Origin of the sequence: Streptomyces sp. NPDC005799, assembly GCF_040630525.1 — a bacterium.
Lineage (GTDB): Bacteria > Actinomycetota > Actinomycetes > Streptomycetales > Streptomycetaceae > Streptomyces > Streptomyces griseorubiginosus_B.
Map to the genome: position 1 here is coordinate 1 of NZ_JBEXXQ010000067.1, position 24,112 is coordinate 24,112.

General features: G+C 71.4%; 25 protein-coding genes. 6 read left to right on the forward strand and 19 right to left on the reverse strand.

The features are described from left to right. Positions 1-43: 43 nt before the first annotated feature. The 9 genes from ABZ453_RS42990 to ABZ453_RS43030 form a co-directional block, all read right to left on the reverse strand. On the reverse strand, positions 44-811 hold the full coding sequence (locus ABZ453_RS42990; protein WP_359024205.1) for a DUF3159 domain-containing protein: 768 nt from the start codon (positions 809-811) through the stop codon (positions 44-46). 3 nt (positions 812-814) lie between these two features. Continuing rightward, positions 815-1,213, reverse strand: coding sequence for an OB-fold nucleic acid binding domain-containing protein (locus ABZ453_RS42995; protein ID WP_123997184.1), 399 nt, complete (start codon positions 1,211-1,213; stop codon positions 815-817). A gap of 64 nt (positions 1,214-1,277) precedes the next feature. Then, positions 1,278-1,964: a response regulator gene (locus ABZ453_RS43000; RefSeq protein WP_359024208.1), complete on the reverse strand. Its 687-nt coding sequence runs from the start codon at positions 1,962-1,964 to the stop codon at positions 1,278-1,280. After that, positions 1,961-4,504 (reverse strand): sensor histidine kinase KdpD, encoded by a 2,544-nt coding sequence (locus ABZ453_RS43005; RefSeq protein ID WP_359024210.1) that lies wholly within the window; start codon positions 4,502-4,504, stop codon positions 1,961-1,963. Before ABZ453_RS43005 ends, ABZ453_RS43000 begins: the two co-directional genes overlap by 4 nt. Positions 4,505-4,618: 114 nt before the next feature. Next, positions 4,619-5,344, reverse strand: a complete 726-nt coding sequence (locus ABZ453_RS43010) for an ABC transporter ATP-binding protein (protein ID WP_359024212.1) — start codon at positions 5,342-5,344, stop codon at positions 4,619-4,621. A 59-nt stretch (positions 5,345-5,403) separates the two neighbouring features. After that, entirely contained in the window at positions 5,404-6,534 is a 1,131-nt protein-coding gene (locus ABZ453_RS43015; protein ID WP_359024214.1) for an alginate lyase family protein, read from the reverse strand. Between the two features lie 201 nt (positions 6,535-6,735). Continuing rightward, on the reverse strand, positions 6,736-7,497 hold the full coding sequence (locus tag ABZ453_RS43020; protein WP_356761822.1) for a DUF3710 domain-containing protein: 762 nt from the start codon (positions 7,495-7,497) through the stop codon (positions 6,736-6,738). Between the two features lies 1 nt (position 7,498). After that, positions 7,499-8,050, reverse strand: coding sequence for a dUTP diphosphatase (gene dut, locus ABZ453_RS43025; protein WP_359024216.1), 552 nt, complete (start codon positions 8,048-8,050; stop codon positions 7,499-7,501). Beyond that, positions 8,047-8,631 carry a PaaI family thioesterase gene (locus ABZ453_RS43030; protein WP_359024218.1) on the reverse strand — a complete coding sequence of 195 codons (585 nt, stop codon included), beginning with the start codon at positions 8,629-8,631 and terminating at the stop codon, positions 8,047-8,049. The genes dut and ABZ453_RS43030 overlap by 4 nt, the downstream gene beginning before the upstream one ends. A gap of 112 nt (positions 8,632-8,743) precedes the next feature. On the opposite strand from ABZ453_RS43030, the gene ABZ453_RS43035 reads away from it, so the two are divergent. After that, on the forward strand, positions 8,744-9,208 hold the full coding sequence (locus ABZ453_RS43035; protein WP_359024220.1) for a DUF3093 domain-containing protein: 465 nt from the start codon (positions 8,744-8,746) through the stop codon (positions 9,206-9,208). A 5-nt stretch (positions 9,209-9,213) separates the two neighbouring features. Here the strand turns inward: ABZ453_RS43035 and ABZ453_RS43040 are convergent, their stop codons facing one another. The 4 genes from ABZ453_RS43040 to ABZ453_RS43055 form a co-directional block, all read right to left on the reverse strand. Further along, positions 9,214-10,146 carry a hypothetical protein gene (locus ABZ453_RS43040; protein WP_359024222.1) on the reverse strand — a complete coding sequence of 311 codons (933 nt, stop codon included), beginning with the start codon at positions 10,144-10,146 and terminating at the stop codon, positions 9,214-9,216. A 13-nt stretch (positions 10,147-10,159) separates the two neighbouring features. Then, positions 10,160-10,456, reverse strand: a complete 297-nt coding sequence (locus ABZ453_RS43045; RefSeq protein ID WP_005481602.1) for a DUF4193 domain-containing protein — start codon at positions 10,454-10,456, stop codon at positions 10,160-10,162. Between the two features lie 395 nt (positions 10,457-10,851). Continuing rightward, entirely contained in the window at positions 10,852-12,090 is a 1,239-nt protein-coding gene (locus tag ABZ453_RS43050) for a HAMP domain-containing sensor histidine kinase (protein WP_359024224.1), read from the reverse strand. Positions 12,091-12,096: 6 nt separating this feature from the next. After that, the gene (locus ABZ453_RS43055) at positions 12,097-12,750 is read right to left on the reverse strand and encodes a response regulator transcription factor (RefSeq protein WP_003993508.1); all 654 of its coding nucleotides are present in this window, start codon (positions 12,748-12,750) and stop codon (positions 12,097-12,099) included. Between the two features lie 452 nt (positions 12,751-13,202). Here ABZ453_RS43055 and ABZ453_RS43060 point away from each other — a divergent pair, with 452 nt between their 5' ends. Beyond that, the gene (locus ABZ453_RS43060) at positions 13,203-13,367 is read left to right on the forward strand and encodes a hypothetical protein (RefSeq protein WP_165954967.1); all 165 of its coding nucleotides are present in this window, start codon (positions 13,203-13,205) and stop codon (positions 13,365-13,367) included. Between the two features lie 112 nt (positions 13,368-13,479). On the opposite strand, the gene ABZ453_RS43065 is transcribed toward ABZ453_RS43060, so the two are convergent. Beyond that, a complete protein-coding gene (locus ABZ453_RS43065; RefSeq protein WP_359024226.1) occupies positions 13,480-14,295 on the reverse strand; it encodes an inositol monophosphatase family protein in 816 nt (271 codons plus the stop codon). An 8-nt stretch (positions 14,296-14,303) separates the two neighbouring features. Then, positions 14,304-15,431, reverse strand: a complete 1,128-nt coding sequence (locus tag ABZ453_RS43070) for a ferrochelatase (protein ID WP_359024228.1) — start codon at positions 15,429-15,431, stop codon at positions 14,304-14,306. A 187-nt stretch (positions 15,432-15,618) separates the two neighbouring features. Here ABZ453_RS43070 and ABZ453_RS43075 point away from each other — a divergent pair, with 187 nt between their 5' ends. From ABZ453_RS43075 to sepH, 3 genes are all read left to right on the forward strand, one after another. After that, positions 15,619-16,857: an MFS transporter gene (locus ABZ453_RS43075; RefSeq protein WP_359024230.1), complete on the forward strand. Its 1,239-nt coding sequence runs from the start codon at positions 15,619-15,621 to the stop codon at positions 16,855-16,857. After that, complete coding sequence (locus ABZ453_RS43080) at positions 16,817-18,136, forward strand: D-arabinono-1,4-lactone oxidase (protein ID WP_359024232.1); 1,320 nt, start codon at positions 16,817-16,819, stop codon at positions 18,134-18,136. The genes ABZ453_RS43075 and ABZ453_RS43080 overlap by 41 nt, the downstream gene beginning before the upstream one ends. Before the next feature lie 413 nt (positions 18,137-18,549). Continuing rightward, a complete protein-coding gene (gene sepH, locus ABZ453_RS43085; RefSeq protein WP_133046123.1) occupies positions 18,550-19,590 on the forward strand; it encodes a septation protein SepH in 1,041 nt (346 codons plus the stop codon). A 57-nt stretch (positions 19,591-19,647) separates the two neighbouring features. On the opposite strand, the gene ABZ453_RS43090 is transcribed toward sepH, so the two are convergent. Further along, entirely contained in the window at positions 19,648-20,499 is an 852-nt protein-coding gene (locus ABZ453_RS43090) for a sulfurtransferase (RefSeq protein ID WP_359024235.1), read from the reverse strand. Between the two features lie 299 nt (positions 20,500-20,798). Between ABZ453_RS43090 and ABZ453_RS43095 the strand changes: the two genes are divergently transcribed. Then, positions 20,799-21,572, forward strand: a complete 774-nt coding sequence (locus tag ABZ453_RS43095) for a VOC family protein (RefSeq protein ID WP_359024237.1) — start codon at positions 20,799-20,801, stop codon at positions 21,570-21,572. A gap of 17 nt (positions 21,573-21,589) precedes the next feature. Here ABZ453_RS43095 and ABZ453_RS43100 read toward each other — a convergent pair whose 3' ends face one another. The 3 genes from ABZ453_RS43100 to ABZ453_RS43110 are packed head-to-tail and all read right to left on the reverse strand — an operon-like array spanning position 21,590 to position 24,069. Continuing rightward, on the reverse strand, positions 21,590-22,237 hold the full coding sequence (locus tag ABZ453_RS43100; protein WP_359024239.1) for a thymidine kinase: 648 nt from the start codon (positions 22,235-22,237) through the stop codon (positions 21,590-21,592). 43 nt (positions 22,238-22,280) lie between these two features. Continuing rightward, entirely contained in the window at positions 22,281-23,471 is a 1,191-nt protein-coding gene (locus ABZ453_RS43105) for a nucleotide pyrophosphatase/phosphodiesterase family protein (protein ID WP_359024241.1), read from the reverse strand. A 1-nt stretch (position 23,472) separates the two neighbouring features. Next, positions 23,473-24,069, reverse strand: a complete 597-nt coding sequence (locus ABZ453_RS43110; RefSeq protein ID WP_359024289.1) for a DUF5998 family protein — start codon at positions 24,067-24,069, stop codon at positions 23,473-23,475. Positions 24,070-24,112 lie beyond the last annotated feature (43 nt).

Sequence of the window (24,112 nt, forward strand, 5' to 3'; positions counted from 1 at the left end):
GCGCCCCAGGCGCGTGGGGCGCCCCTCGTCGTCGTACCGGTGACTAGGCCTCTCGACGGTGCCGTCCGCCGGCCGCCTCACCCTGCTCCGCGCGCTCGGCCGCCAGCGCCGCCTTGCGCTCCTTCTCGGCCTGCTCCTCGGCCTCCATCTCGGCGAAGACGTCGATCGGAGCCGGTGCCTTCGCCAGGAACACCCAGGTCAGCCAGACCGCCAGCAGGAACGGCGGGATCTTCAACGCGACCAGGACCCAGCCCAGCTGCGCGGTGTTGGCCCACCAGTACAGCGGGAAGAGGATCGCGCACTTGGCCAGCAGGATCAGGCCCCAGGCCCAACTGGCCTTCGCGTACACCTTCTTGCGGCCGGGGTTGCGGGTGCGCCAGGAGAGGTTCTCCTTGAAGACCGGGCCGAGGATCAGGCCGATCAGCGGGACACCGCACAGGGTCGTGACGATGTACGCCAGCGCCAGGCCCAGCGTGTAGAGCATGCCGGGGAGGTAGAAGTCCTTGGCGTTGCCGGTCATCATGGCGAAGACCACACCGAAGGCGACACCGAAGACACCGCTGAACGCGTGCTTGACGGTGGTCCGCATGGCCAGCCGGACCACCACCAGCAGCAGGGACACCGCGAGGGCGGCGATCGCCGACCAGTGCAGGTCCTTGTTGATCGTGAAGATGGTGACGAAGAGGAGACCGGGCAGCACCGTCTCGACCATGCCCCGCACGCCGCCGAACGCCTCGAACAGGGCGGCCTCGGTCACCGCCCGTGCGTCGTCGGCAGACGTGTCCTCTGTCGGCTTGTCGAGCGACGTCACCGGCTACTCCCGTCCGAGGGGTCTCAGTTCGTATTTCGGATTGAACAGCACCCGGCGGCCCCGGCTCATCGAGATCCGACCCGATGCGATCAGTCTGCGCCCCGGCTCTATCCCGACTATGGAGCGCCGGCCGAGCCACACCACGTCCAGCGCGGCGGAGCCGTCGAACAGCTCGGCCTCCAGGGCCGGGACGCCCGCACGCGGCCGCAGGGTGACCGTGCGCAAGGTACCAGTAACCGTGACGATCTGTCGGTCGTGGCAGTCGCCGATCCGCACACAGCCCGCCGTCTCGGCGTCCTCGCGCAGCTCCTCGGACTCCAGGTCCTCCTGCGACGAGGAGAGCCGGTCGAGCATGCGCCGGAACCGGCCCACCGGCTTTTCGGAACGAGGAACAGCACTCATATCTGAAGCGTACCGGGGCGCACTGACAGCTTCGTACCCGCAGCCCTGACGCTCGAACCGATACTCACTTCTCGAAGCGATAGCCCATCCCGGGCTCGGTGATGAAGTGCTTCGGGTGGGACGGGTCCGCCTCCAGCTTTCTGCGCAGTTGCGCCATGTACACGCGCAGGTAGTTGGTCTCCGTCCCGTACGACGGTCCCCACACCTCCTGCAGCAGCTGCCGCTGGCTGACCAGCCGGCCCGTGCTGCGGACCAGCACCTCCAGCAGATGCCACTCGGTGGGGGTCAGCCGGACGTCCTGGCCACCCCGGTTGACCTTCTTCGCGGTCAGGTCGACGGTGAACTCCTCGGTCTCCACGGTCGTCACCTCGTCCTCCCCGGCCCCGACGGGCTCGGCGCGCCGGACGGCGGCCCGCAGCCGGGCGAGCAGCTCGTCCATGCCGAAGGGCTTGGTGACGTAGTCGTCGGCGCCCGCGTCGAGGGCCTCGACCTTCTCGTCGGAGGTGTGCCGGGCGGACAGCACCAGGATCGGCACCCGGGTCCAGCCGCGCAGGCCGCGGATCACCTCGACGCCGTCCATGTCGGGCAGGCCCAGGTCGAGGACGACGACGTCGGGGTGGCGGGCGGCGGCGATCTGCAGGGCGGTTGTGCCGTCGTGGGCCGCGTCGACCTCGTACTTGCGCGCCTTCAGGTTGATCACGAGGGCGCGCACGATCTGCGGCTCGTCGTCGATCACGAGCACCCGGGTCATGTGACCTGCCTTTCGGGTTCCACCGAGGGGAGGACCTCCGCGTGCGATCCTTCCGCACGCAGGGTGAGCACCATGGTGAGGCCGCCGCCCGGTGTGTCCTCGGCGGCGAGGGTGCCGCCCATCGCCTCGGCGAAGCCGCGGGCCACCGCGAGCCCGAGCCCCACGCCGGCGCCGCGCGGGGCGTCGCCGTAGCGCTGGAAGGGCTCGAAGATGCGCTCCTTGCCGTCGTCGGGGACGCCGGGGCCGCGGTCCACGACCCGGACCTCCACGCGGTCGGCGATGGCGCTGGCGCCGACCAGCACCGGTCTGCCCGGCGGGCTGTACTTGACGGCGTTCTCGACCAGGTTGGCCACCGACCGCTCCAGCAGCCCCGGGTCGACGGCGACCATGGGCAGAGTCTCCGGGACGTCCAGTTCGACGCTGTCCTCGGGAACCCCGACGAGCGCCATCGGCACCACCTCGTCGAGGTCGACCTCGCGGATCAGCGGGGTGACCGTGCCGGTCTGCAGACGGGACATGTCGAGGAGGTTGCCGACGAGGTGGTCGAGCCGGTCGGCGCCCTCCTCGATGCCCTCGAGCAACTCGGCCTGGTCCTCCTCCGACCAGGCCACGTCGTCGGAGCGCAGGGAGGAGACGGCCGCCTTGATGCCGGCCAGGGGTGTGCGCAGGTCGTGGCTGACGGCGGCCAGCAGCGCCGTACGGATCCGGTTGCCCTCGGCGAGCGCGCGGGCCTGGTCGGCCTCCTCCCGCAGGCGCCGGCGGTCCAGGACCACGGCGGCCTGCGCGGCGAACGCGGCCAGCACCCGGCGGTCCTCGGCGGGCAGCACCCGGCCGGTCAGCGCGAGCGCCATGTGGTCGCCGACCGGGACGTCCACGTCGGCCTCCTCCGGCCGCTCCACGGCGGGGCCGAACCCGGCGCGGCCCGCGCACGTCCACGGGTCGTGGTCACCGGCCCGCTCCAGCAGGGCCGCCGACTCCATGCCGAAGGTCTCCCGGACCCGCTCCAGCAGTTCCTCCAGGCCGGTCTCGCCGCGCAGCACGTTGCCCGCGAGGAAGGACAGGATCTCCGACTCGGCGCGCAGCCGGGCCGCCTGATGGGTGCGGCGGGCCGCGAGGTCGACGACGGAGGCCACGGAGACACCCACGCCGACGAAGATCACGATGGCGACGATGTTCCTGGGGTCGGCGATGGTCCAGCGGTGCAGGGGCGGTGTGTAGAAGTAGTTCAGCAGCAGGGAGCCGACCGCGGCCGCGGCGAGCGCGGGAAGCAGTCCGCCGAGCAGCGCGGCCGCGACGGTCACCGCGAGGAACAGCAGCATGTCGTTGGCGAGACCGAGGTGGACGGTGTTGAGCAGCGCGGCCAGGACCGCCGGTCCGGCGACCCCGATCACCCAGCCCCAGATGATCCGGGACCGGCCGAGACGCGCGCCCCGGGCGACCGGGAGTCCGCGCCCCTTGCCGGCCTCGTCGTGCGTGATCAGGTGGACGTCGAGGTCGGGCCCCGAGTCCCGGGCGACCGTGGCGCCGACGCCGGGTCCGAAGACGTACTGCCAGCTCTTTCGGCGTGAGACGCCGAGCACGATCTGGGTGGCGTTGACGCCGCGTGCGAAGGCGAGCAGGGCGGCCGGTATGTCGTCGCCGACGACGTGGTGGAAGGTGCCGCCGAGGTCCTCCACGAGGGTGCGCTGGACGGCGAGTTCCTTCGGGGAGGCGGCCGTCAGCCCGTCGCTGCTGGCTATGTAGACCGCCAGCACCTCGCCGCCGGCGCCCTTCTCCGCGAGCCGCGCGGCGCGCCGGATCAGCGTGCGCCCCTCGGGACCGCCGGTGAGCCCGACCACGATCCGCTCGCGCGAACCCCAGATCTTCGACACGCGGTGCTCGCTGCGGTACTGCTGCAGGTACTCGTCGACCCGGTCGGCCACCCAGAGCAGGGCCAGTTCACGCAGGGCGGTGAGATTGCCCGGCCGGAAGTAGTTGGACAGGGCCGCGTCGACCTTGTCGGGTTTGTAGATGTTGCCGTGCGCCATCCGGCGGCGCAGGGCCTGCGGCGACATGTCGACCAGCTCGATCTGGTCGGCCCGCCGCACCATTTCGTCCGGCACGGTCTCCCGCTGCCGTACGCCGGTGATCGACTCGACGACGTCGCCGAGGGACTCCAGGTGCTGGATGTTGACCGTCGACACGACGTCGATGCCGGCCGCGAGCAGCTCCTCGACGTCCTGCCAGCGCTTGGCGTTGCGGGAGCCGGGGACGTTGGTGTGGGCCAGTTCGTCCACGAGGGCGACCTCGGGGTTCCGGGTGAGTACGGCGTCCACGTCCATCTCGGTGAACGTCGTGTCCCGGTACTCCAGCTCGCGGCGCGGCACCTGCTCCAGGCCGTGCAGCATCACCTCGGTGCGCGGCCGGTCGTGGTGCTCCACGAAGGCCACCACGCAGTCGGTGCCCCGCTCCACGCGCCGGTGCGCCTCGGAGAGCATCGCGTACGTCTTGCCGACGCCCGGTGCCGCGCCGAGGTAGATCCGAAGCTTGCCGCGTCCCATGGCCCCATTGTCTTCCGGTCACTGCTGCCTACGCAGCGTCGACCTTACGGCCAACAATCGCGACTCATCGTGCCCGGAAGGCGCCGGAAGCGGTCTTTGACGGAACTCTGACGCTCACGTCTCGACGATCTCCCCGTCGCTGAGCTCCAGCACCCGGTCGGCCAGGTCGAGGAGGGTCGTGTCATGAGTGGCGACGAGGACGGACGCAGGCCCGTCGGTGAAGCCCAGGGTGGCGGAGTGCTCGCTGTGGACGACGGCCCGCAGCAGCTCCATGACCGCGTGGCCGGTCTCGGCGTCCAGCTGGCCGGTCGGCTCGTCGGCGATCAGCAGGGCGGGGCTGTTGGCGAGGGCGCGGGCGATGGCGACGCGCTGCTGCTGGCCGCCGGAGAGCTCGCCGGGCCGCTGGGCGGCGTGGTCGGTGAGGCCCACCAGCGCGAGCAGCAGCTCGACGCGCTCCTCACGCGCGCGTACCTCGGCCCGGCGCAGCCGCATCGGGACGCCGACGTTCTCGGCGGCCGTGAGGATCGGGATCAGCCCGAAGGACTGGAAGACGAAGCCGACCCGGTCGCGGCGCAGGGCCAGCAGCCCCTCCTCACCGAGCTCCGACAGATCCAGCCCGTCCACGGTGACCCGCCCGCGGTCCGGTGCGTCGAGCCCTCCGACGATGTTGAGGAGCGTCGTCTTGCCCGACCCGGAGCGCCCCTTGAGGGCGACGAGTTCACCGCGCGGGATCTCGAAGGAGACACCGCGCAGGGCGTGCACGGCGGCCGCCCCCCGGCCGTAGGACCTGTGGACGTCCTCGACGCGCACCATGGTCTCGGTGGCCACCTGGCCGCTCATGTCGCCTCCCCCGTCGACCGGGCGCCAGTATCGCGGCCGGCGCCCGGTCGATCAACGGTTCAGCTCGGGTTGTCGCCGTGGGTGAGGGTCTCCCAGGCCACGAAGAGGTTGTCGGAGCCGGCCGGCCGCTGCCGCTCGGTCAGGGCCTGGGTGTTGCTCATCGCGATGCCGAGGCGGTTGTGCAGGGCGTTGTAGCCGACCTCGGTGACCGGTCCGAGCCCGAGTTTCAGCGAGCCACCGCACAGCCGGCTCGGGACGGCCGCGCCCAGCTGGTACTTGGCCTGGAATCCGAGCGCCTGGCGCAGCCGTTCACCGACGTCGGTGCCGTACAGGTCCTGGCCCTGGATGCGGCTGGTCTCGGCGACGTGGGACATCGCGGAGAGGCCGTACCCCGTGTGGGTGAAGTCGCGGCAGGTCTCCTGGGTGAGCCCGGTGACGAAGGTGGACTGCCCCTGCCAGTAGCCGACGATCTTCGCCCTGGTGTCGAGGTTCTGGCTCGGCACGGTCTTCGGCAGATCACCGTCGGAGGCGAGGTAGACGTAGGCGGCCGCGCGGGTGCGGAACCTCGCCATGGCCTTGTCGTACGACGACTTGTCCTCGAGGAAGACGGAGATGCCGACGGCGGCCTCCATCATCGACAGCTCCCAGTTGCCGTTGGAGTTGGAGCCGCCGATGACCTCGGGCAGGTAGACGGTGCGGAGCATGGTCGCGAAGCGGCCTGAGTTCGCCCAGCCGCCGGTGTACGTGTACTTGATGATCTCGGCGGCGCGCGGCCAGGAGGAGCCCGCCCAGCCGGTCTGCAGGGGCGCGTTGCTGTTGGTGTGCTGCTTGATCACGGCGGACCAGGCGTCCATGAGCTGGATCGACTTCTTCGCGTACCGGTCGTCGCGGGTGATGTACCAGGCGAGCGCGTCGGTGTAGGCGGCGAGCGCGTCCTGGCGCTCGTCGGTACAACCGTTGTTCGGATTCGAGTACGAGCCGCACTCGACCGTCGTCCGTGGCTTCGGTGTGCGGTTCAGGTCGGCGTACTTGCTCGCCATCATCTGGTCGAAGGCGCTTTTCCAGGGCTGGGCACCGGCATCGACCTTGCCGCGGGTGAAGTCCAGCTGGGCCCGGGAGACGGTGACACCGGGGTGCGCGAAGGCGGTGGGGGCGGCTTCGGCGTGACGGGGGGCAGGCCAAGTCATCATGCCCACGACAAGTACGGAGACGGTTACGAGCAGTGCGGTGCGACGCATGAATGGGGCCCCGTTCTCGTATGTGAACGACGAGCGCCCCCGTGAACAGAGGCGCTGGGCCGAGACCATAGGTACGGACCAATACACCGTCAAGGGCCCGCGCAGGAAAAAGGCCGTACCCCGCGAGGGGTACGGCCCTTGTCGCTCGGTTGTCTAACGGACCTCGGTGATCTCCGGACCGCGCTGCAGCTGGCCCATGCCGCCGGAGAAGCGCGAGGACTCCTCCTGCTGGACGCCCTCGGGGACCATCTGGGCGTCGTTGGGCAGCTTCAGGACGATCGGGTCCCGGGGCGCCATCGGGCCCTCGCCGCGGACCACGACCGTGTCCCGGAAGATCTGCTCGAGCAGGCCGGCCGCCTGCGGCTGCACCGCGCCCTGGCCCGAGATCACCCCGCGCAGGAACCAGCGCGGACCGTCCACGCCGACGAACCGCACGACCTGGAAACCACCCGTGCCGTCCGGCAGCTGCACCGGCACCTGGGCGCGCAGCTCCCAGCCGAGCGGGCCCTCGACCTCGTCGACGATGCCACCCTGCTGGGTGATGCCGGCGCCGATCTCCTCACGCACCTCGCCCCAGATGCCCTCGCGCTTGGGCGCGGCGAAGGCCTGCAGCTGGATGGCGCTGTCGCGCAGCACGACGGTCGCCGCGACGATCGCGTCGCCCGCGACCTCGACCCGCAGTTCCATGCCGTCGACCCCGGGCACGAAGAGACCGCCCAGGTCCACGCGGCCCTCCGCGGGGTCGCGCACCTCGGAGTCGTCCCAGGGCCCGTCGGGCCGCGGCTCGGGCTCGAGCCTCACCCGCTCGCGCTCGACCTCTTCGTCGTCCGCCTCAGCGTCGACACTGTCGACGACCTGCTCGGCCTCGCCGGCCGCGTCCTCGGCGGCACCCTTCTTGTTGCGACGTCCGAACACGTCACTGTCCTTCCCGGTCGGATACGACCGAAGCGTATCGATTCCCACCCGTAGTGCCGCCGTCGGCGGCCTGACCCCTTGTGCTGTTCTCTCCGGCCACCGCGGCATGACCTCCGGTGGACCCGAAGCCCCCTTCGGCCCGTGCCGAGCCGGGAAGCTCCGCCACCTCCTGGAAGCGGACCTTCTCGACCTGCTGGACGACCAGTTGGGCGATCCGGTCGAAGCGCTCGAACCGCACCACCTCGCGCGGGTCGAGATTCACCACGATCACCTTGATCTCCCCACGGTACCCGGCATCAACGGTCCCCGGGGCATTCACCAGAGCGACACCGCAGCGGGCGGCGAGCCCGGACCGTGGATGCACGAAGGCCGCGTACCCCTCGGGGAGGGCGACAGCCACCCCGGTGGGCAGCACGGCCCTTTCCCCGGGCCCCAGTTCGCACGCCTCGGTGGTGCGCAGATCGGCTCCCGCGTCACCGGGATGCGCGTACGACGGAAGCGGTACGTCGGGGTCGACGCGGCGCATCAGCACGTTCAGGGGCTCACGGCTCACGGGTTCACCTCGAAGGCGCGGGCCCGCCGGACCTCGTCCGGGTCGTTCATGGCGGCCTGGATGTCCTCGGGTCGGCCGTTGTCGATGAAGTGGCCGACCTCGACCTCGATGAAGAGCGCGTCGGCGCGCACGGCGACCGGACCGTCCGGGGCGTCGAGCCGGCCGGTGGCGGCGGAGTAGATCTTGCGCCCCGCGACCGCGGTGACCTCGGCCGTCAGATACAGGGTCGTCCCGACCGGCACCGGCCGGACGAAGTCGGTCTCCAGGCGTCCGGTGACCGCGATCGTGCGCAGCAGCCAGTTCAGCGAGCCGAGGGTCTCGTCCAGCGCGGTCGCCAGCACTCCCCCGTGCGCGAGGCCGGGCGCGCCCTGGTGCGCGGGCTGCACGGTGAACTCGGCCGTGATGCCGACGCCGTCGCCGGCCCGCGCCTGTAGGTGCAGTCCGTGAGCCTGTCCGCCGCCACATCCGAAACACTGTTCGTAGTGGGCACCCAGAAGCTCACCGGGCGCGGGCGCGTCAGGATGACGCACGGGTTTCGCCGCGTCGGCGGGAGGCTTGAGAGCTGCTGAAGTACCACTCACAGCCGCAGACCTTACCCGCCCGTCCGTCTCCCACCACCGCCCTGCTCGACGGCGCTTCGCGCCGGCACCCCTGACCCGCGCCGTATCCGGACACCATGCCAAGCTTGGCCGCATGCAGCTCTCCACCGCCCCTTACGAAGAACGCCTCACCGCCCCGCGCTCGTGGTGGCTGATCTCCTTCCTGGTGGGCGTCTCCTTCGCCCTGATCCTGCTGCCCTTCGGCACCCTGCCGCTGCTCGGCGGCCTGGTCGGCGGCACGGCGGTCGCGGCTGTCATGGCGAGCTCGTACGGCTCGGTCCGCATCAGGGTGGTGGGCGGCTCGCTGATCGCGGGCGAGGCGAGGATCCCGGTGACGGCGCTCGGGGACACGGAGGTCCTGGAGGGCGAGGAGGCGCGGGCCTGGCGCACCTACAAGGCGGACACGCGCGCGTTCCTGCTGCTGCGCTCCTACATCCCCACGGCGCTGCGGGTGGTCGTGACCGACCCCGAGGACCCGACGCCGTACCTGTACCTGTCGACGCGGGAGCCGGAGCGGCTGGCGGAGGCCCTGAAGGCGGCCCGGGAGGCCGTCGCGTAGGGCGCTCAGCCCGCGGCGCCGTCCTCCAGCTCCAGCGGGTGGGCCGGCTGGTCCAGGGGCGGCAGCTCGGGCAGCGCCTCCCACGGCACCTGGGCCTTGCGCAGGTCCTTGCGGATGCGCTCGGCGAGCCTCTTGGTGTCCCGCCGGTTCATGACCGCGCCCACCGCGGCGCCCACCATGAAGGGCATCAGGTTCGGCAGGTCGCGCACCACGCGCTTCATGATCTGCTGGCGCAGCTGCTGTTTCATCCGGCTGTTGACGGCCCCGCCGAAGGTGGACGGCTTGGTCACCTCGATGCCACGCTCCCCCGACCACGAGTTGAGGTACGCGGTGCTGCGTTCCTTGAGGTTGCCGGGCGGTCGCAGTCCGTAGACCTCGTGGAGTTCGGCGATCAGCTTCAGCTCGATCGCGGCCACGCCGGTGATCTCCGCGGCCAGCTCGGTCGGCATGGCGGGCGGTACGGGCAGCATGGCCGCCGCTCCGATGCCGGCCCCGACCGTGGCCGTGGCGCTCGCGGCGCCCGCCACGAGCTTGTCGGCGATCTGCTCGGGTCCGAGGCCCGGGAACTGCCTGCGGAGGGCGGCGAGGTCGCGTACGGGCACCCGGGGGGCCATCTCGATGATCCGGTCGGCGAGGTACGCCAGCCCGGCGCGGGCCCGGCTGCCGCCCTTGCGCACGCCTTCCCTGGCCTTGTCCCGGATCGCCGCGGCCCGTCGCCTGGGGACGGGCGCGGGATTCCCGCCCTGCGCCGGCACCGGGAGGTCGGCCCGGCCTGCCGCAGGTTCGAGCGGGGCCGATCCCGTGGACCCCGTGGTCTCCGGTGTCGCACCTGATGGGCCCCGCTCGTCGTCACGCACGCCGTGAGGGCCGTACTGCGGCCCTTCGTCCGCTCCCTGCAGGGGGGAGCGGCGCTTCCAGGGAGGGGTCGAGCCAGTCACGGCCGACCCGTCCTCAGTCGCAGTCGCGGCAGATCGGCTGACCGTTCTTCTCCCGGGCCAGCTGGCTGCGGTGGTGCACCAGGAAGCAGCTCATGCAGGTGAACTCGTCCTGCTGCTTGGGCAGCACCCGGACGGCCAGCTCCTCATTGGAGAGGTCGGCCCCGGGCAGTTCCAGGCCTTCGGCGGCCTCGAACTCGTCTACGTCGACCGCCGAGGTGGACTTGTCGTTCCTCCTGGCCTTCAGCTCTTCAAGGCTGTCGGAGTCCACATCGTCGTCGGTCTTGCGTGGGGTGTCGTAATCCGTTGCCATTTCGCTCTCCCCCTCTGGGTGTCTGCGGGTGTCTCCAGCGCACGTAACGCGTGAGAGGCCGGACTTGTGCCCGCCTCGAGGCGGAGATTTTGCCTCACATCAAGGTCTGTTACTCAATCGACACCCAACCGGACTCCTCAAGAGTGATCGGCTTGGATGGCGAACGGGACCGTACACGGTCCGCCTACCGCTCTTCAAAGGCGTCTCAACCTGTACTTCCCGTGATCAAGACACCCGAAAACCAGGATTTTCCCGGCTTTCCGACGGCCCCCTTGATCACGGAGAGTAGATGGCCGATAAATCGCCCATGTGATCGATCACACAGGGGGTGCCCGGCTGCGCGGCCGGGAAATTCCGCGCAAAGCGAACAAGCTCCGTGTGTCGGCGCCATGATCTCAGATGGGAAGAGCGACCCGCATCACCAGCCCACCCCCTTCGCGTGGCTGCGCCGAGATGTGTCCGCCGTGCGCCCGCGCCACGGACCGCACGATGGACAGCCCCAGGCCTACGCCCTTGTCGCTGCCCGTGCGCTCCGTGCGCAGCCGCCGGAAGGGCTCGAAGAGATTGTCGATCTCGTACGCCGGCACGACCGGCCCGGTGTTGGAGACGACCAGGACCGCCTGTCCGTGCTGGACCTCGGTGGTGACCTCGACCCAGCCGTCCTCGGGCACGTTGTACCGTACGGCGTTCTGTACGAGGTTCAGCGCGATGCGCTCCAGCAGGACGCCGTTGCCCTGGACGACCGCGGTCTTCTGCTCCCCGCGGATCACCACGCCCTTGGCCTCCGCCTCCGAGTACACCTGGTCGACGGCCTGCTCGGCGACCTCCGCGAGGTCCACGGGCTTGCGCTCGACGATCTGGTTGTCGCTGCGGGCGAGCAGCAGCAGACCCTCCACCAGCTGCTCGCTGCGCTCGTTGGTGGCCAGCAGCGTCTTGCCGAGCTGCTGGAGCTCCACCGGGGCGTTCGGGTCGGAGAGGTGGACCTCCAGGAGCGTGCGGTTGATCGCGAGCGGGGTGCGCAGCTCGTGCGAGGCGTTGCCGACGAAGCGCTGCTGGGCGGTGAAGGCCCGCTGCAGACGCTCCAGCATGTCGTCGAAGGTGTCGGCGAGCTCCTTGAGCTCGTCGTCCGGGCCGTCCAGCTCGATGCGTCGGGAGAGGTCCGAGCCCGCCACCGCGCGCGCGGTGCGGGTGATGCGGCCCAGCGGCGCCAGGACCCGGCCGGCCATCGCGTAGCCGAAGGCGAAGGCGATCACGGCGAGGCCGAGCAGGGCCAGCAGGGAGCGGCTGAGGAGGTCGTCGAGGGCGTGCTGGCGCTGAACGGCGTCGCACTGCTTGAGGATCGCGTTGATCTCGCTCGTCGGCGCCGAGTTCACGGCGGGACAGGTGGAACTGGTGATGTCGAGATTGGCGCCGGACACCGAGAACGACTGGCCGCTGCCCTCGTGGAGGGCCTGGGCCGCCAGCAGATAGATGATCGACAGCAGCAGGATCCCGGCGATCAGGAACATGCCGCCGTACAGCAGGGTCAGGCGTATGCGGATGGTGGGGCGCAGCCAGGGGAACGGAGGTTCGGGCTTCCTGGGGTCCCAGGTGGGCTTGGGGGGTGCCGTGGGGAGAGCGGGTGTTGCGGCCATCGGGGATCAGATCCGGTAGCCGGAGCCGGGGACGGTGACGATGACGGGCGGCTCGCCGAGCTTTCGCCGCAGGGTCATCACGGTGACGCGCACGACGTTGGTGAACGGGTCGGTGTTCTCGTCCCAGGCCTTCTCCAGGAGCTGCTCAGCCGAGACGACGGCGCCCTCGGAACGCATCAGCACCTCCAGGACCGCGAACTCCTTGGGGGCGAGCTGGACCTCCTTGCCGTCGCGGAAGACCTCGCGGCGGTTGGGGTCGAGCTTGATGCCGGCGCGTTCCAGGACCGGCGGCAGCGGCACGCTGGTGCGGCGGCCGAGGGCCCGCACGCGGGCGATGAGTTCGCTGAACGCGAAGGGCTTGGGGAGATAGTCGTCGGCGCCGATCTCCAGGCCCTCCACGCGGTCGCTGACGTCGCCGGAGGCCGTGAGCATCAGCACGCGCGTGGGCATGCCGAGCTCGACGATCTTGCGGCAGACGTCGTCGCCGTGGACGAGCGGGAGGTCGCGGTCGAGGACGACCACGTCGTAGTCGTTGACGCCGATGCGCTCCAGGGCGGCCGCACCGTCGTACACGACGTCGACGGCCATGGCCTCCCGGCGCAGTCCGGTGGCCACCGCATCGGCGAGCAGTTGCTCGTCCTCGACGACGAGTACGCGCACGTCGCTTGTCCTTCCTGAGGTCCACCCGCGTAGTGCCGGACGGGCAGGCGGGCAGGGGTGTGGGCAGGGTGCTTCAAGAGTGTGTGCCTCCATCCTGCCCTTTTCGGCCGTAAGTCGGCGGTAAGGCGGGGGACGGAACATCAAGGGCAAGGTGGTCTCGACATGAAGAACAGGTGTGAGGCCCGGGAATGCGAGATTTTCTCCGGCGGTTGAGGTTTCTGTGGAAGGAAGCGGGGGGAGGACGGTTCATACCCCGCGATCACGCTCTGCTAGTGCCGCAACACCATGCGGCACGGCGCAATCCGCTTTCCGCAGAGTGGGCGTGTGGGTGCCCGGCACCGTCGCCGCCCAGCAGGGCAGTGCCGCTGGGCATCTGCCGGAGACGTGATCGCCCCTTCCGAACGGCACACCCCCGTGCCACCGACCCACGACCCAGGACGAGGGGGCGCAGCATGGACGCATTCACCGCAGGACTTCTGCAGCGCATAAAGGCGACCGAGTCCGACCTGACGCGGGCTCGCGACGAGGGCGACGACTTCCTCGTCGAGGTCGAGCAGGGCGAACTCGACGACCTGCGCCGCCTTGCCGCCGAGCACGGTGTGGAAGTTGGCGCATAGCGTCTGATCGCTCAGGAGCGATCCACTCCCGAGCGACAGCGGGCCCCCGGCGAATCCAGCGCCGGGGGCCCGCTGCATGTCCGGGTCGGACCGGCCGCAGTGGCCGGACCCGTCAGTCGTGCCAGGCGCCGAAATCCTCCAGCAGCCGCTGGAGGGGCTCGAAGACCCCGGGACTGCCGGCCACCGCCAGATCGCGTCCCGGGCGCTCTCCGGGGCGTCCACCGGTCAGGGCGCCCGCCTCCCGGGCGACGAGGTCCCCGGCCGCGAGGTCCCAGGCGTTGAGTCCGCGCTCGTAGAAGCCGTCCAGGCGGCCGGCCGCCAGGTCGCACAGGTCCACCGCGGCCGAGCCGCCGCGCCGGATGTCCCGCAGCAGCGGGATCAGCCGGTGGGCCACCTCGGCCTGGTGCTTGCGGACCTCCAGGACGTAGTTGAAGCCGGTCGAGACCAGGGCCTGGTCGAGCGGCGGCGAGGGGCGGACGGCCAGCGCGCGCTCGCCCTCCCAGGCGCCCGTCGCCCAGGCCCCGCCGCCGCGGACCGCGTGGAACGTCTCGCCACGCATCGGTACCGCGACGACTCCGACGACCGCCTCGCCGTCCTGCTCGGCGGCGATGGAGACCGACCAGGTCGGCAGCCCGTACAGGTAGTTGACCGTGCCGTCGAGCGGGTCGACCACCCAGCGGATGCCGCTGGTGCCCTCGACGCAGGCCCCCTCCTCGCCGAGGAAGCCGTCGTCGGGGCGGCGGGCGGAGATCAGGTCCGTGATCAGCTTCTCCGCCGCGATGTCCATCTCGGTCACGACGTCGATGGGGCTCGACTTGGTCGCGGCCACCGCCAGGTCGGCCGGGCGGCCGTCCCGCAGCAGCTCACCGGCGCGGCGGGCGGCCTCCTGGGCCAGTTCCAGCAGTTCCCTGTGCAGGGCGTCGGTCACGGGTCTCCTCACGCGTAGGGGCTGTCGGCGCCCGCGGCGGCCGGGTGCGGGGCGCGGGCGGGGCAGCAGCCGACGGGGCAGAGGCCGTGGCTCGCGCCGAGCGCGCCGAGGGCGCAGGGGGTGACGGCCTGGCCGCGCTCGACGGCCGCGCGCTCCAGGACGAGGTCGCGGATCGCGGCGGCGAAGCGCGGGTCGGCGCCCACGGTGGCCGAGCGGCGCACGGGCAGGCCCAGCTCCTCCGCCTTGGCCTTGGCCTCCGTGTCGAGGTCGTACAGGACCTCCATGTGGTCGGAGACGAAGCCGATGGGGGCGATCACCACCGCCGGTACACCGGCCGCGTGCCGCTCCGCGAGGTGGTCGCAGATGTCCGGCTCCAGCCACGGGATGTGCGGGGCGCCGGAGCGGGACTGGTAGACGAGCTGCCAGGGGTGGTCGACGCCGGTGCGCTCGCGGACCGCCTCGGCGATCAGCTTCGCCACGTCCAGGTGCTGGGCGACGTACGCGCCGCCGTCGCCGTGGTCCTCGACCGGGCCGGAGGTGTCGGCGGAGGCGACCGGGATGGAGTGGGTCGAGAAGGCGATGTGGGCGCCGTCCCGGACGTCCTCGGGCAGGTCGGCGAGGGACTTCAGCACGCCCTCGACCATGGGCTCGACGAAGCCCTCGTGGTTGAAGTAGTGCCGGATCTTGTCGACCTTCGGCAGGTCGAGGCCCTCGGCCCGAAGGGCGGCGAGGGAGTCGGCGAGGTTCTCGCGGTACTGGCGGCAGCCGGAGTACGAGGCGTAGGCGCTGGTGGCCAGCACCAGGATCCGGCGGCGGCCGTCGGCGGCCATCTCGCGCAGGGTGTCCGTCAGGTATGGGGCCCAGTTGCGGTTGCCCCAGTAGACCGGCAGGTCCAGGCCGTGGTCCGCGAAGTCCTTGCGCAGGGCGTCGAGCAGGGCGCGGTTCTGGTCGTTGATCGGGCTGACCCCGCCGAACAGGAAGTAGTGCTCGCCCACTTCCTTGAGGCGTTCCCTGGGGATCCCGCGCCCGCGCGTGACGTTCTCCAGGAAGGGGATCACGTCGTCGGGGCCCTCGGGTCCTCCGAAGGAGAGCAGGAGCAGGGCGTCGTAGGGGGTGGCGTCGAGCGCGTCTGGCATGGGTCGATCCTGTCATCCGGTACTGACAGCCGGGAAACGGCGGGGTGTCCGGCCGGGTTCCCGCACGGTCCGTCCCGGTTGCGCGGGCTTTCCGGCCGGGTGCATGGGGTTGACCCGACTCGTAAGCTGTATCAGCCGCATTCGCGCCTTACCGCGCCGCCGTCCCTCTCCTGATCCGGAGCCCGCCGTGCCCAGCCCCTACCGCGCCCTGTTCGCCGCCCCCGGCTCCAAGGGCTTCTCCGCCGCGGGGTTCGTCGGCCGGATGCCGCTGTCGATGATGGGCATCGGCGTGGTCACGATGATCTCCCAGATCAGTGGGCGGTACGGCCTCGCGGGCGCCCTGTCGGCCACCATCGCGCTGGCCGCGGCGGCGATCGGGCCGCAGATCTCGCGGCTGGTGGACCAGCACGGGCAACGGCGCGTGCTGCGGCCCGCCACGCTCGTGGCGCTCGCCTCGGCGACCGGGCTGCTGCTCGCCGCGCGCTTCGGATGGCCGGACTGGGTGCTGTTCCTGTGCGCGGCCGGCGTCGGGTCCGTACCGAGTCTCGGCGCGATGATCCGCGCGCGGTGGGCCGCCCTGTACCGGGGGACGCCGCAACTGCACACCGCGTACTCGTTCGAGTCGGTCGTCGACGAGGTGTGCTTCATCTTCGGGCCGATCGTCTCCATCGGGCTGTCGACCGCCTGGTTCCCGGAGGCGGGACCGCTGCTCGCGGCCTGTTTCCTCGCCGTCGGCGTCTTCTGGCTGACATCCCAGCGGGCCACCGAGCCCGCCCCGCACCCGCGCGAGCACCAGGGCGGCGGCTCGGCGTTGCGCGCGCGGGGACTGCAGGTCCTGGTGGCCACCTTCGTGGCGACCGGGGCGATCTTCGGGGCGGTGGACGTGGTCACCGTGGCCTTCGCCGACGAGCGCGGCCACAAGGGGGCCGCGAGCGTGGTCCTGGCCCTGTACGCGGCCGGTTCCTGCGCGGCCGGGATCGTGTTCGGGCTGCTGCGCTTCACGGGGACGCCGCAGCGCCGCTGGCTGCTGGGCATATGCGCGATGGCCGTGAGTATGATCCCCCTCCTACTGGTCGGAAACTTGCCGTTTCTGGCCGTGGCGCTCTTCGTCGCGGGCCTGTCCATCGCACCCACGATGATCACCACGATGTCCCTCATCGAAGAGCACGTACCACGCGCGCAGTTGACCGAGGGCATGACCTGGATCAGTACCGGGCTCGCGGTCGGCGTCGCGCTCGGCTCCTCCGTGGCCGGCTGGGTCATCGACGCGGCCGGGGCGCGAGCCGGGTACGGGGTCCCGGCGGTGTCCGGGGCCGTCGCGGTCGCGGTCGGTTTCCTGGGGTACCGCCGGCTCAGCAGGCCGGCTCCGCGTCGGGGAGGCACCGTTGAGCAGCACAGCGAGCGGGAAGAACGGCACGTGGCGTAACTGGGGCGGCAACGTCTCCGCCCGACCCGCGCGGGAGGTCACGCCGGCCTCCGTGGAGGAACTGGCCGCGGCCGTACGCCGGGCGGCCGAGGACGGGCTGACCGTCAAGGCGGTCGGCACCGGGCACTCCTTCACGTCCATCGCGGCCACCGACGGTGTGTTGATCCGCCCTCAACTGTTGACCGGCATACGCGATATCGACCGTGATGCCATGACCGTCACGGTGGAGGCCGGCACCCCGCTCAAGAGGCTCAACATGGCTCTCGCGCGCGAGGGCCTGTCGCTGACCAACATGGGCGACATCATGGAGCAGACGGTCTCCGGTGCCACCAGCACCGGCACCCACGGCACGGGCCGTGAGTCGGCCTCGATCGCCGCCCAGATCAAGGGACTCGAGCTGCTCACCGCTGACGGCACGGTCCTCACCTGCTCCGAGAAGGAGAACCCGGAGGTCTTCGCGGCCGCCCGGATCGGCCTGGGCGCCCTCGGCATCGTCACCGCGATCACCTTCGCCGTGGAGCCGGTCTTCCTGCTCACGGCCCGCGAGGAGCCGATGCCCTTCGACAAGGTGCTCGCCGAGTTCGACCAGCTCTGGGCCGAGAACGAGCACTTCGAGTTCTACTGGTTCCCGCACACCGGCAACACCAACACCAAGCGCAACAACCGCAGCGCGGGCCCGGAGAAGCCGGTGCCGCCGGTGTCGGGCTGGTTCGAGGACGAGTTCCTCTCCAACGGCGTGTTCCAGGTGGCCCAGTGGGTCGGCCGCGCGGCCCCGGCGTCGATCCCGACGATCGCCCGGATCTCCAGCAAGGCCCTGTCCGCGCGCACGTACACGGACATCCCGTACAAGGTCTACACGTCGCCGCGCCGGGTGCGCTTCGTGGAGATGGAGTACGCCGTCCCGCGCGCGGCCCTGGCCGAGACGCTGCGCGAACTGAAGGCGATGGTCGACCGCTCCGGCCTCCGGGTCAGCTTCCCGGTCGAGGTGCGCACCGCCCCCGCCGACGACATCACCCTGTCCACCGCGTCCGGCCGCGACAGCGCCTATGTCGCCGTCCACATGTTCAAGGGCACGCCGTACCACGCCTACTTCACCGCCGCGGAGCGCATCCTCACCGCCCACGAGGGCCGCCCGCACTGGGGCAAGGTGCACACCCGGGACGCCGAGTACTTCGCCGGCGTCTACCCGCGGTTCGGCGAGTTCACCGCTTTGAGGGACCGGCTCGACCCGGACCGCCGGTTCCAGAACGACTACCTGCGGCGGGTGTTGGGGGCCTAGAGCGGTGCGCGGTCATTGGTTCCGTTTCTGACGGTTGCGTGAGGTACGCCACTTCCAAGATCCCTGAACCGCTCAACAGGCGGCCGGGGCACACGCCTTGCCAGATATTGGGTGGCGCGCCAATCCACGCACGTGGTCCAAATGGAGTACTGTTGCGAGCCCTGGGTCCGGTCTCCCGCCAGGGCGTCCGGAGCCTTGCTGGACCGCCAGGAGGGGGCTCGTTGCACAGGGTGACGGAGTTGGTCACTTAGCGTTGCGAATAGGTAACCGTGCCATAACGGCGTTCCCGGGCCCGTGCCCGACACGCCGGGCAACTCGGCAAGGTTGTGGCAGGCTGCACCCGGGCAGGCCACACTCGACTAGCGGAAGCAGCGACGCACGTGACGTCGGCAGGCACCACCCGGGAGGTCCCCATGCCCGAACTGCGTGTCGTGGCCGTCTCCAATGACGGCACACGGCTGGTGCTGAAGGCTGCCGACTCTACGGAGTACACGCTTCCGATCGACGAACGGCTGCGTGCGGCAGTCCGCGGCGACCGTCCCCGCCTCGGTCAGATCGAGATCGAGGTCGAAAGCCATCTCCGTCCCCGCGACATCCAGGCGCGTATACGCGCCGGTGCCACCGCGGAGGAAGTCGCGCAGCTCGCGGGCATCCCCGTCGACCGGGTACGCCGCTTCGAGGGCCCCGTCCTCGCCGAGCGCGCGTTCATGGCCGAGCGGGCCCGCAAGACCCCCGTCCGCCGCCCCGGCGAGAACGCCGCGGGGCCCCAGCTCGGCGAGGCCGTCCAGGAGCGTCTGTTGCTGCGCGGCGCCGAGAAGGACACGGTGCAGTGGGACTCGTGGCGCCGCGACGACGGCACCTGGGAGGTCCTGCTGGTCTACCGGGTCGCGGGCGAACCGCACTCGGCCAGCTGGACGTACGACCCGCCCCGGCGGCTCGTCCAGGCCGTCGACGAGGAGGCGCGCTCGCTGATCGGCGAGTCCGAGGACCTCGCCGCGCCCGAGCCCAGTTTCCCCTTCGTCCCGCGTATCGCCCGGCTGCCGCGCGACCGCCCGCTGGACCGCGCCCTCGACCGCCCGAGCCTGCCCGCGCAGGCGTCCGAACCGGCGGAGGAGAGCACGGCAGGTGAACGGGACTCGCTGACCAGCCTGTTGGAGGCGGTACCGAGCTTCCGCGGCGACCTGGTGGTCCCGGAGCGCCCGTCCGAGACGCCCCCGCCGCCGGAGGAGCCCGTCGCCGAGCCCGAGGCGGAGGAGCCCCCGGCTCCGGCGGCCTCGGCCGGTTCCGCCTACGCGGACGTCCTGATGCCACGCTCCGTCGGCAGTCACCGCGACCGTCTCATCGGCGCCACCGACCGCCAGGCGGAGGCCGACGGCGTCCGCCCGGGCCGCCGGGCGGCGGTCCCGAGCTGGGACGAGATCGTGTTCGGGACGCGGCGCAAGAAGCAGGAGTAGTCGGTCGTACGAGCATGAGGGCCGCGCCGTCCGGGCGCGGCCCTCTGTTTCGTGGCCCTATCGCGGATCGGGTCCCACGGCGACCGGGCGCGAGGGGTCCGACGACCATTCCGACCAGGACCCGACGTACAGCGCCGCCGGAATCCCGGCGACCGCCAGGGCGAGCACCTCGTGCGCCCCCGAGACGCCCGAGCCGCAGTACACGCCGACGGCCGCACCGTCGCCCGCCCCCAGCGCCTTGAAGCGCTCGGCCAGTTGCTCGGCCGGCAGGAACCGTCCGTCGGGGCCGACGTTCTCGTTCGTCGGGGCCGACACCGCGCCCGGGATGTGTCCGCCGACCCGGTCGATCGGCTCCACGTCCCCCCGGTACCGCTCCCCCGCCCGCGCGTCGAACAGGACGCCGGACCGCGCCAGCGCGGCCGCCCCGTCGGCGTCCAGGAACCCGGCGTCGCCCGGCGCCGGCTCGAAGTCACCCTCGACCGGTGTCGGTGCCGACGTCTCCAGCGCCCCCTCCCAGGCCGGCAAGCCGCCGTCGAGGACCCGCACGTCCGGGTGACCCGTCCAGCACAGCAGCCACCACGCGCGCGCCGCCGCCCAGCCCTGCCCGCCGTCGTAAACGACCACCGGCGTCCCGGCCGACACGCCCGCCCCGCGCACAGCGGCACCGAAGACCTCGAGGTCGGGCAGCGGGTGCCGGCCACGCTCGCCGGGCGCGGAGGCGAGTTCCGTGTCCAGGTCGACGTAGACCGCACCGGGGATGTGCCCGGCCGCGTACGCGGCACGGCCGTCGAAAGGCGGCTCGCCGGCCGCCTTGGCCAGGGTGAGCTGCCAGCGGACGTCGAGCAGGACCGGCGGGTTCGGGCCGGTCAGGTCGCTCGCGAGTTCGGTTGCGGAGATGATGGCGTTCATGGCCCCCATCCTCGCGCACGGGGTGGCCGCGTCGTCCATGTCCGGCTACTCTGCTCCGCCGGACAGGCCCGATCACGAGGCGTACGGGCTCGGGCACTTGCCGTACAACCGATCGACACCCGTCGGCCATCGCCCGGGACCGGACGGGACACCGCACACCGGGCATTCTGCGGGCACGGGGCCGTGCGCCTCGCGGCGCGCCCGGAGCCCGCGGTGGCACGGCTGGTGCGAGCATCGGCACGGGGATCCGGACAGCGGAAGCGACACGGCCACCGCGAGGAGTCGAGGAGAGAGTGACGATGACCGAGACGCACGCTCGGCAAACACCCGGTACGCCCTGCTGGGTGAGCCTGATGGTGCACGGTTTGACGGCCACCCAGGACTTCTACGGTTCCTTGTTCGGCTGGGAGTTCGAGCCCGGCCCCCGGCAACTGGGCCCGTACTCCCGCGCCCTGCTCGACGGCCACGAGGTGGCGGGCATCGGCCAACTGCCCCCGGACCGCCATCTGCCCATCGCCTGGACGCCGTATCTCGCCTCGGACGACGTGGACCTGACCGCCGAGACGGTACGGCTGTGCGGCGGCACGATCGGGGTCGGGCCGCTGGACGCCGACGAGGCCGGACGTCTCGCCATCGGCTCCGACCCCTCGGGCGCCGTCTTCGGCGTCTGGCAGGCCGCCCGGCACCTCGGCACGGCGCTCACGGGCGTCCCCGGCACCCCCGCCTGGAACGAACTGCTCACCTTCGAGTCGGCGAGCGTCGCCAAGTTCTACGAGACCGTCTTCGCCTTCGAGGAGGAGCCGGTCGTCTCCGCCGACTCCGACTACGTCACCCTGCGCGTCGACGGCCGCCCGGTGGCCGGCATCCACGGCGTCGGCCACGCGCTCCCCCGCGACCGGGGCCCCCACTGGCTGACGTACTTCGAGGTGGCCGACACGCACGAGGCGGCCGACCGCCTGACCGACCTGGGCGGCCACGTCCTGAAGGCCCCGCACGACACGCCCCACGGCCGTGTGGCCACGGTGTCGGACCCGGAGGGCGCCCGCTTCTCCCTGGTGCAGAGCGCGCACTGAGCGCGGTCGGCGGCCGCTCAGGCCGACGACACCGGCAGCACGTCCGGAGAGAGGGCCGCCGCACGGGCCGTGGCCGCCGTCATCCGGCGGCGGTGGTGCCGGCGGCACAGGACCTCGTAACCGACGGTGTCGGACCGGTCGACGTCCCCGACGACCACCTGGGCGCCCTCGACGACCATCTCCCCGCGTATCGTGCGGGCGTTGTGCGTGGCGCGGGCACCGCACCAGCACAGCGCCTCGACCTGGAGGACCTCGACGCGGTCGGCGAGCTCGACGAGGCGCTGGGAGCCCGGGAAGAGCTTCGAGCGGAAGTCCGTCGTGATGCCGAAGGCGTAGACGTCGAGGCCCAGGTCGTCGACCACGCGCGCGAGTTGGTCGATCTGCTCCGGCGCCAGGAACTGCGCCTCGTCCGCGATGACATAGTCCGCGCGGCCGCCCTGGGAGAGATGGTCGACCAGGTAGGCGTAGAGGTCCTGTCCGTTCTCGACCTCAACCGCGTCCGTCACCAGGCCCAGCCGCGAGGAGAGTTTTCCCTCGCCGGCGCGGTCGTCCCGAGTGAAGATCATTCCGGCCAGGCCGCGCGCCGAGCGGTTGTGCTCGATCTGGAGAGCCAGGGTCGACTTCCCGCAGTCCATCGTTCCGGAGAAGAACACCAGCTCGGGCATGGGTGGTTGAGCACCTTTCGGCGAACGGGACGGCGTACGGGCTTCAGGAGCGTACTTCGAGCAGGGGGACCAGCTGTTCGGCAGGGGTCATCGAACCGTGGTTGCCGACCATCGCCGACTCCTTCGGCTCCCGCTCGGACGCGATGATCAGGACATCGTCCCGCGCGGCCGCGACGACGTCACCGAGGCGGGCGTACACCCGTTCGTCGATCCGTGGTCCGAACCAGCCCGCCGCGATGGCCTCGTCGCGCGAGGCCACCCAGAACTGCTCGCCGAGCACCTCGCGCCAGCAGGTCAGGACGTCGTTCTGGGCGCCGGGGACGGCGTAGACGTGCCGTGCGCGGCCCTCGCCGCCGAGCAGGGCCACTCCGGCGCGCAGCTCCCAGTCCTCGTCGAAGTCGATGCGGTGCTGCTCGTCGAAGGGCACGTCGACCATGCCGTGGTCGGCGGTGACGTACAGCGCGCTGCGCGGCGGGAGTTGCTCGGCCAGGCGCTGGACGAGCCGGTCGACGTGCATGAGCTGGCCGCGCCAGGTGTCGGAGTCGACGCCGTAGCGGTGGCCCGCGCCGTCCAGTTCGGCGTAGTACGTGTAGACCAACGAGCGGTCGCCGGCGGCCAGTTGTTCGGCCGCGACGTCCATGCGGTCCTCTCCGGACAGCCTGCCGAGGAACGTTCCGCCGCTGAGCGCGACCTTGGTCAGCGGGGTGCTCTCGAAGGTCGGCGAGGACACCTGGGCCGCGTGCACGCCCGCCTGGTGGGCCAGCTGGAAGACAGTGGGGTACGGCTGCCAGACCTGCGGTGCGGTCCAGGGCTGCCAGCGCAGCTGGTTCATCAGCTCGCCGGTGGCCGGATCGCGCACGGTGTAGCCGGGCAGACCGTGCGCGCCGGGCGGCAGGCCGGTGCCGACGGAGGCGAGGGAGGTGGCGGTGGTCGCCGGGTAGCCGGTGGTCAGGGGGCGTCCGGTGCCACCGCGCGAGCTGCCGAGCAGCGAGGTCAGGAAGGGCGCCTCGTCCGGGTGCGCCTTCAGCTGCTCCCAGCCGAGGCCGTCGATCAGGAACACGCAGTTCCGGTCGGCGGGCGTCAGCTCGGCGATCGCGGCCTTCGTGTCCGGTACGCCCATGCCGGCGGCCAGGGTCGGCAGGAGGTCGGCGAGGGAGCCGCTGCCGTACTCGGGCAGGGGCGCGGAATCGACGGAGAGGGGCTCGGGGTGGGCGTCCCAGGGGGCGTGGACCATCTCAGCGGGTGGTGTCCGCGGTCGCCTCGGAGAGGGACTGCGCGAAGGCGAGGGCCTGGCGCACGGTCTCCGGGCCGTCCCCGGCCTCGCTGACCCGCAGGCTGAGGTCGTCGGCGGTGGAGTTGCCGGTGTAGCCGTGGTCGGCCTCGCAGTTGGGGTCTCCGCAGGCGGCGGGCTCGAGGTCGATACGGGAGACGGCGCCCCAGCCGATGGTCAGCACGACCTCGCGGGGCAGGGCGCCCGGCGCGTACTGCTCGGGGTTGGCGACCACCCGGCTGACCACGACCGACGAGATCCGGCCGAGCTTCACCGACTCCGTCGACGTCGTCGCGTACGGCGTCGGGGAGGTGCTGTCGGCGGCCTGCTCGTCGGTGTGGCTGACGATGAAGCGGTTGCCGGTGAGGACGAGCACGGTCACGTGCCGCCGCACCTCGTTCTGGTCGAACGTCGTCTCCTGGTGGACCAGGTACGACCGGATGGGCTCGCCGCCCACGGCGGCCTCCACCGCCTCGGCCACGAGGGCCGGGTAGTAGCCGCTGCGCTCGATCGCCGCACGCAGCCCCTGGGTCGTCGTACTGGTCTTGGCCATGGCGTCCATCCTACGGGGGCGCACTGACTGCGAGGCACCGCTCAGGGGTGGT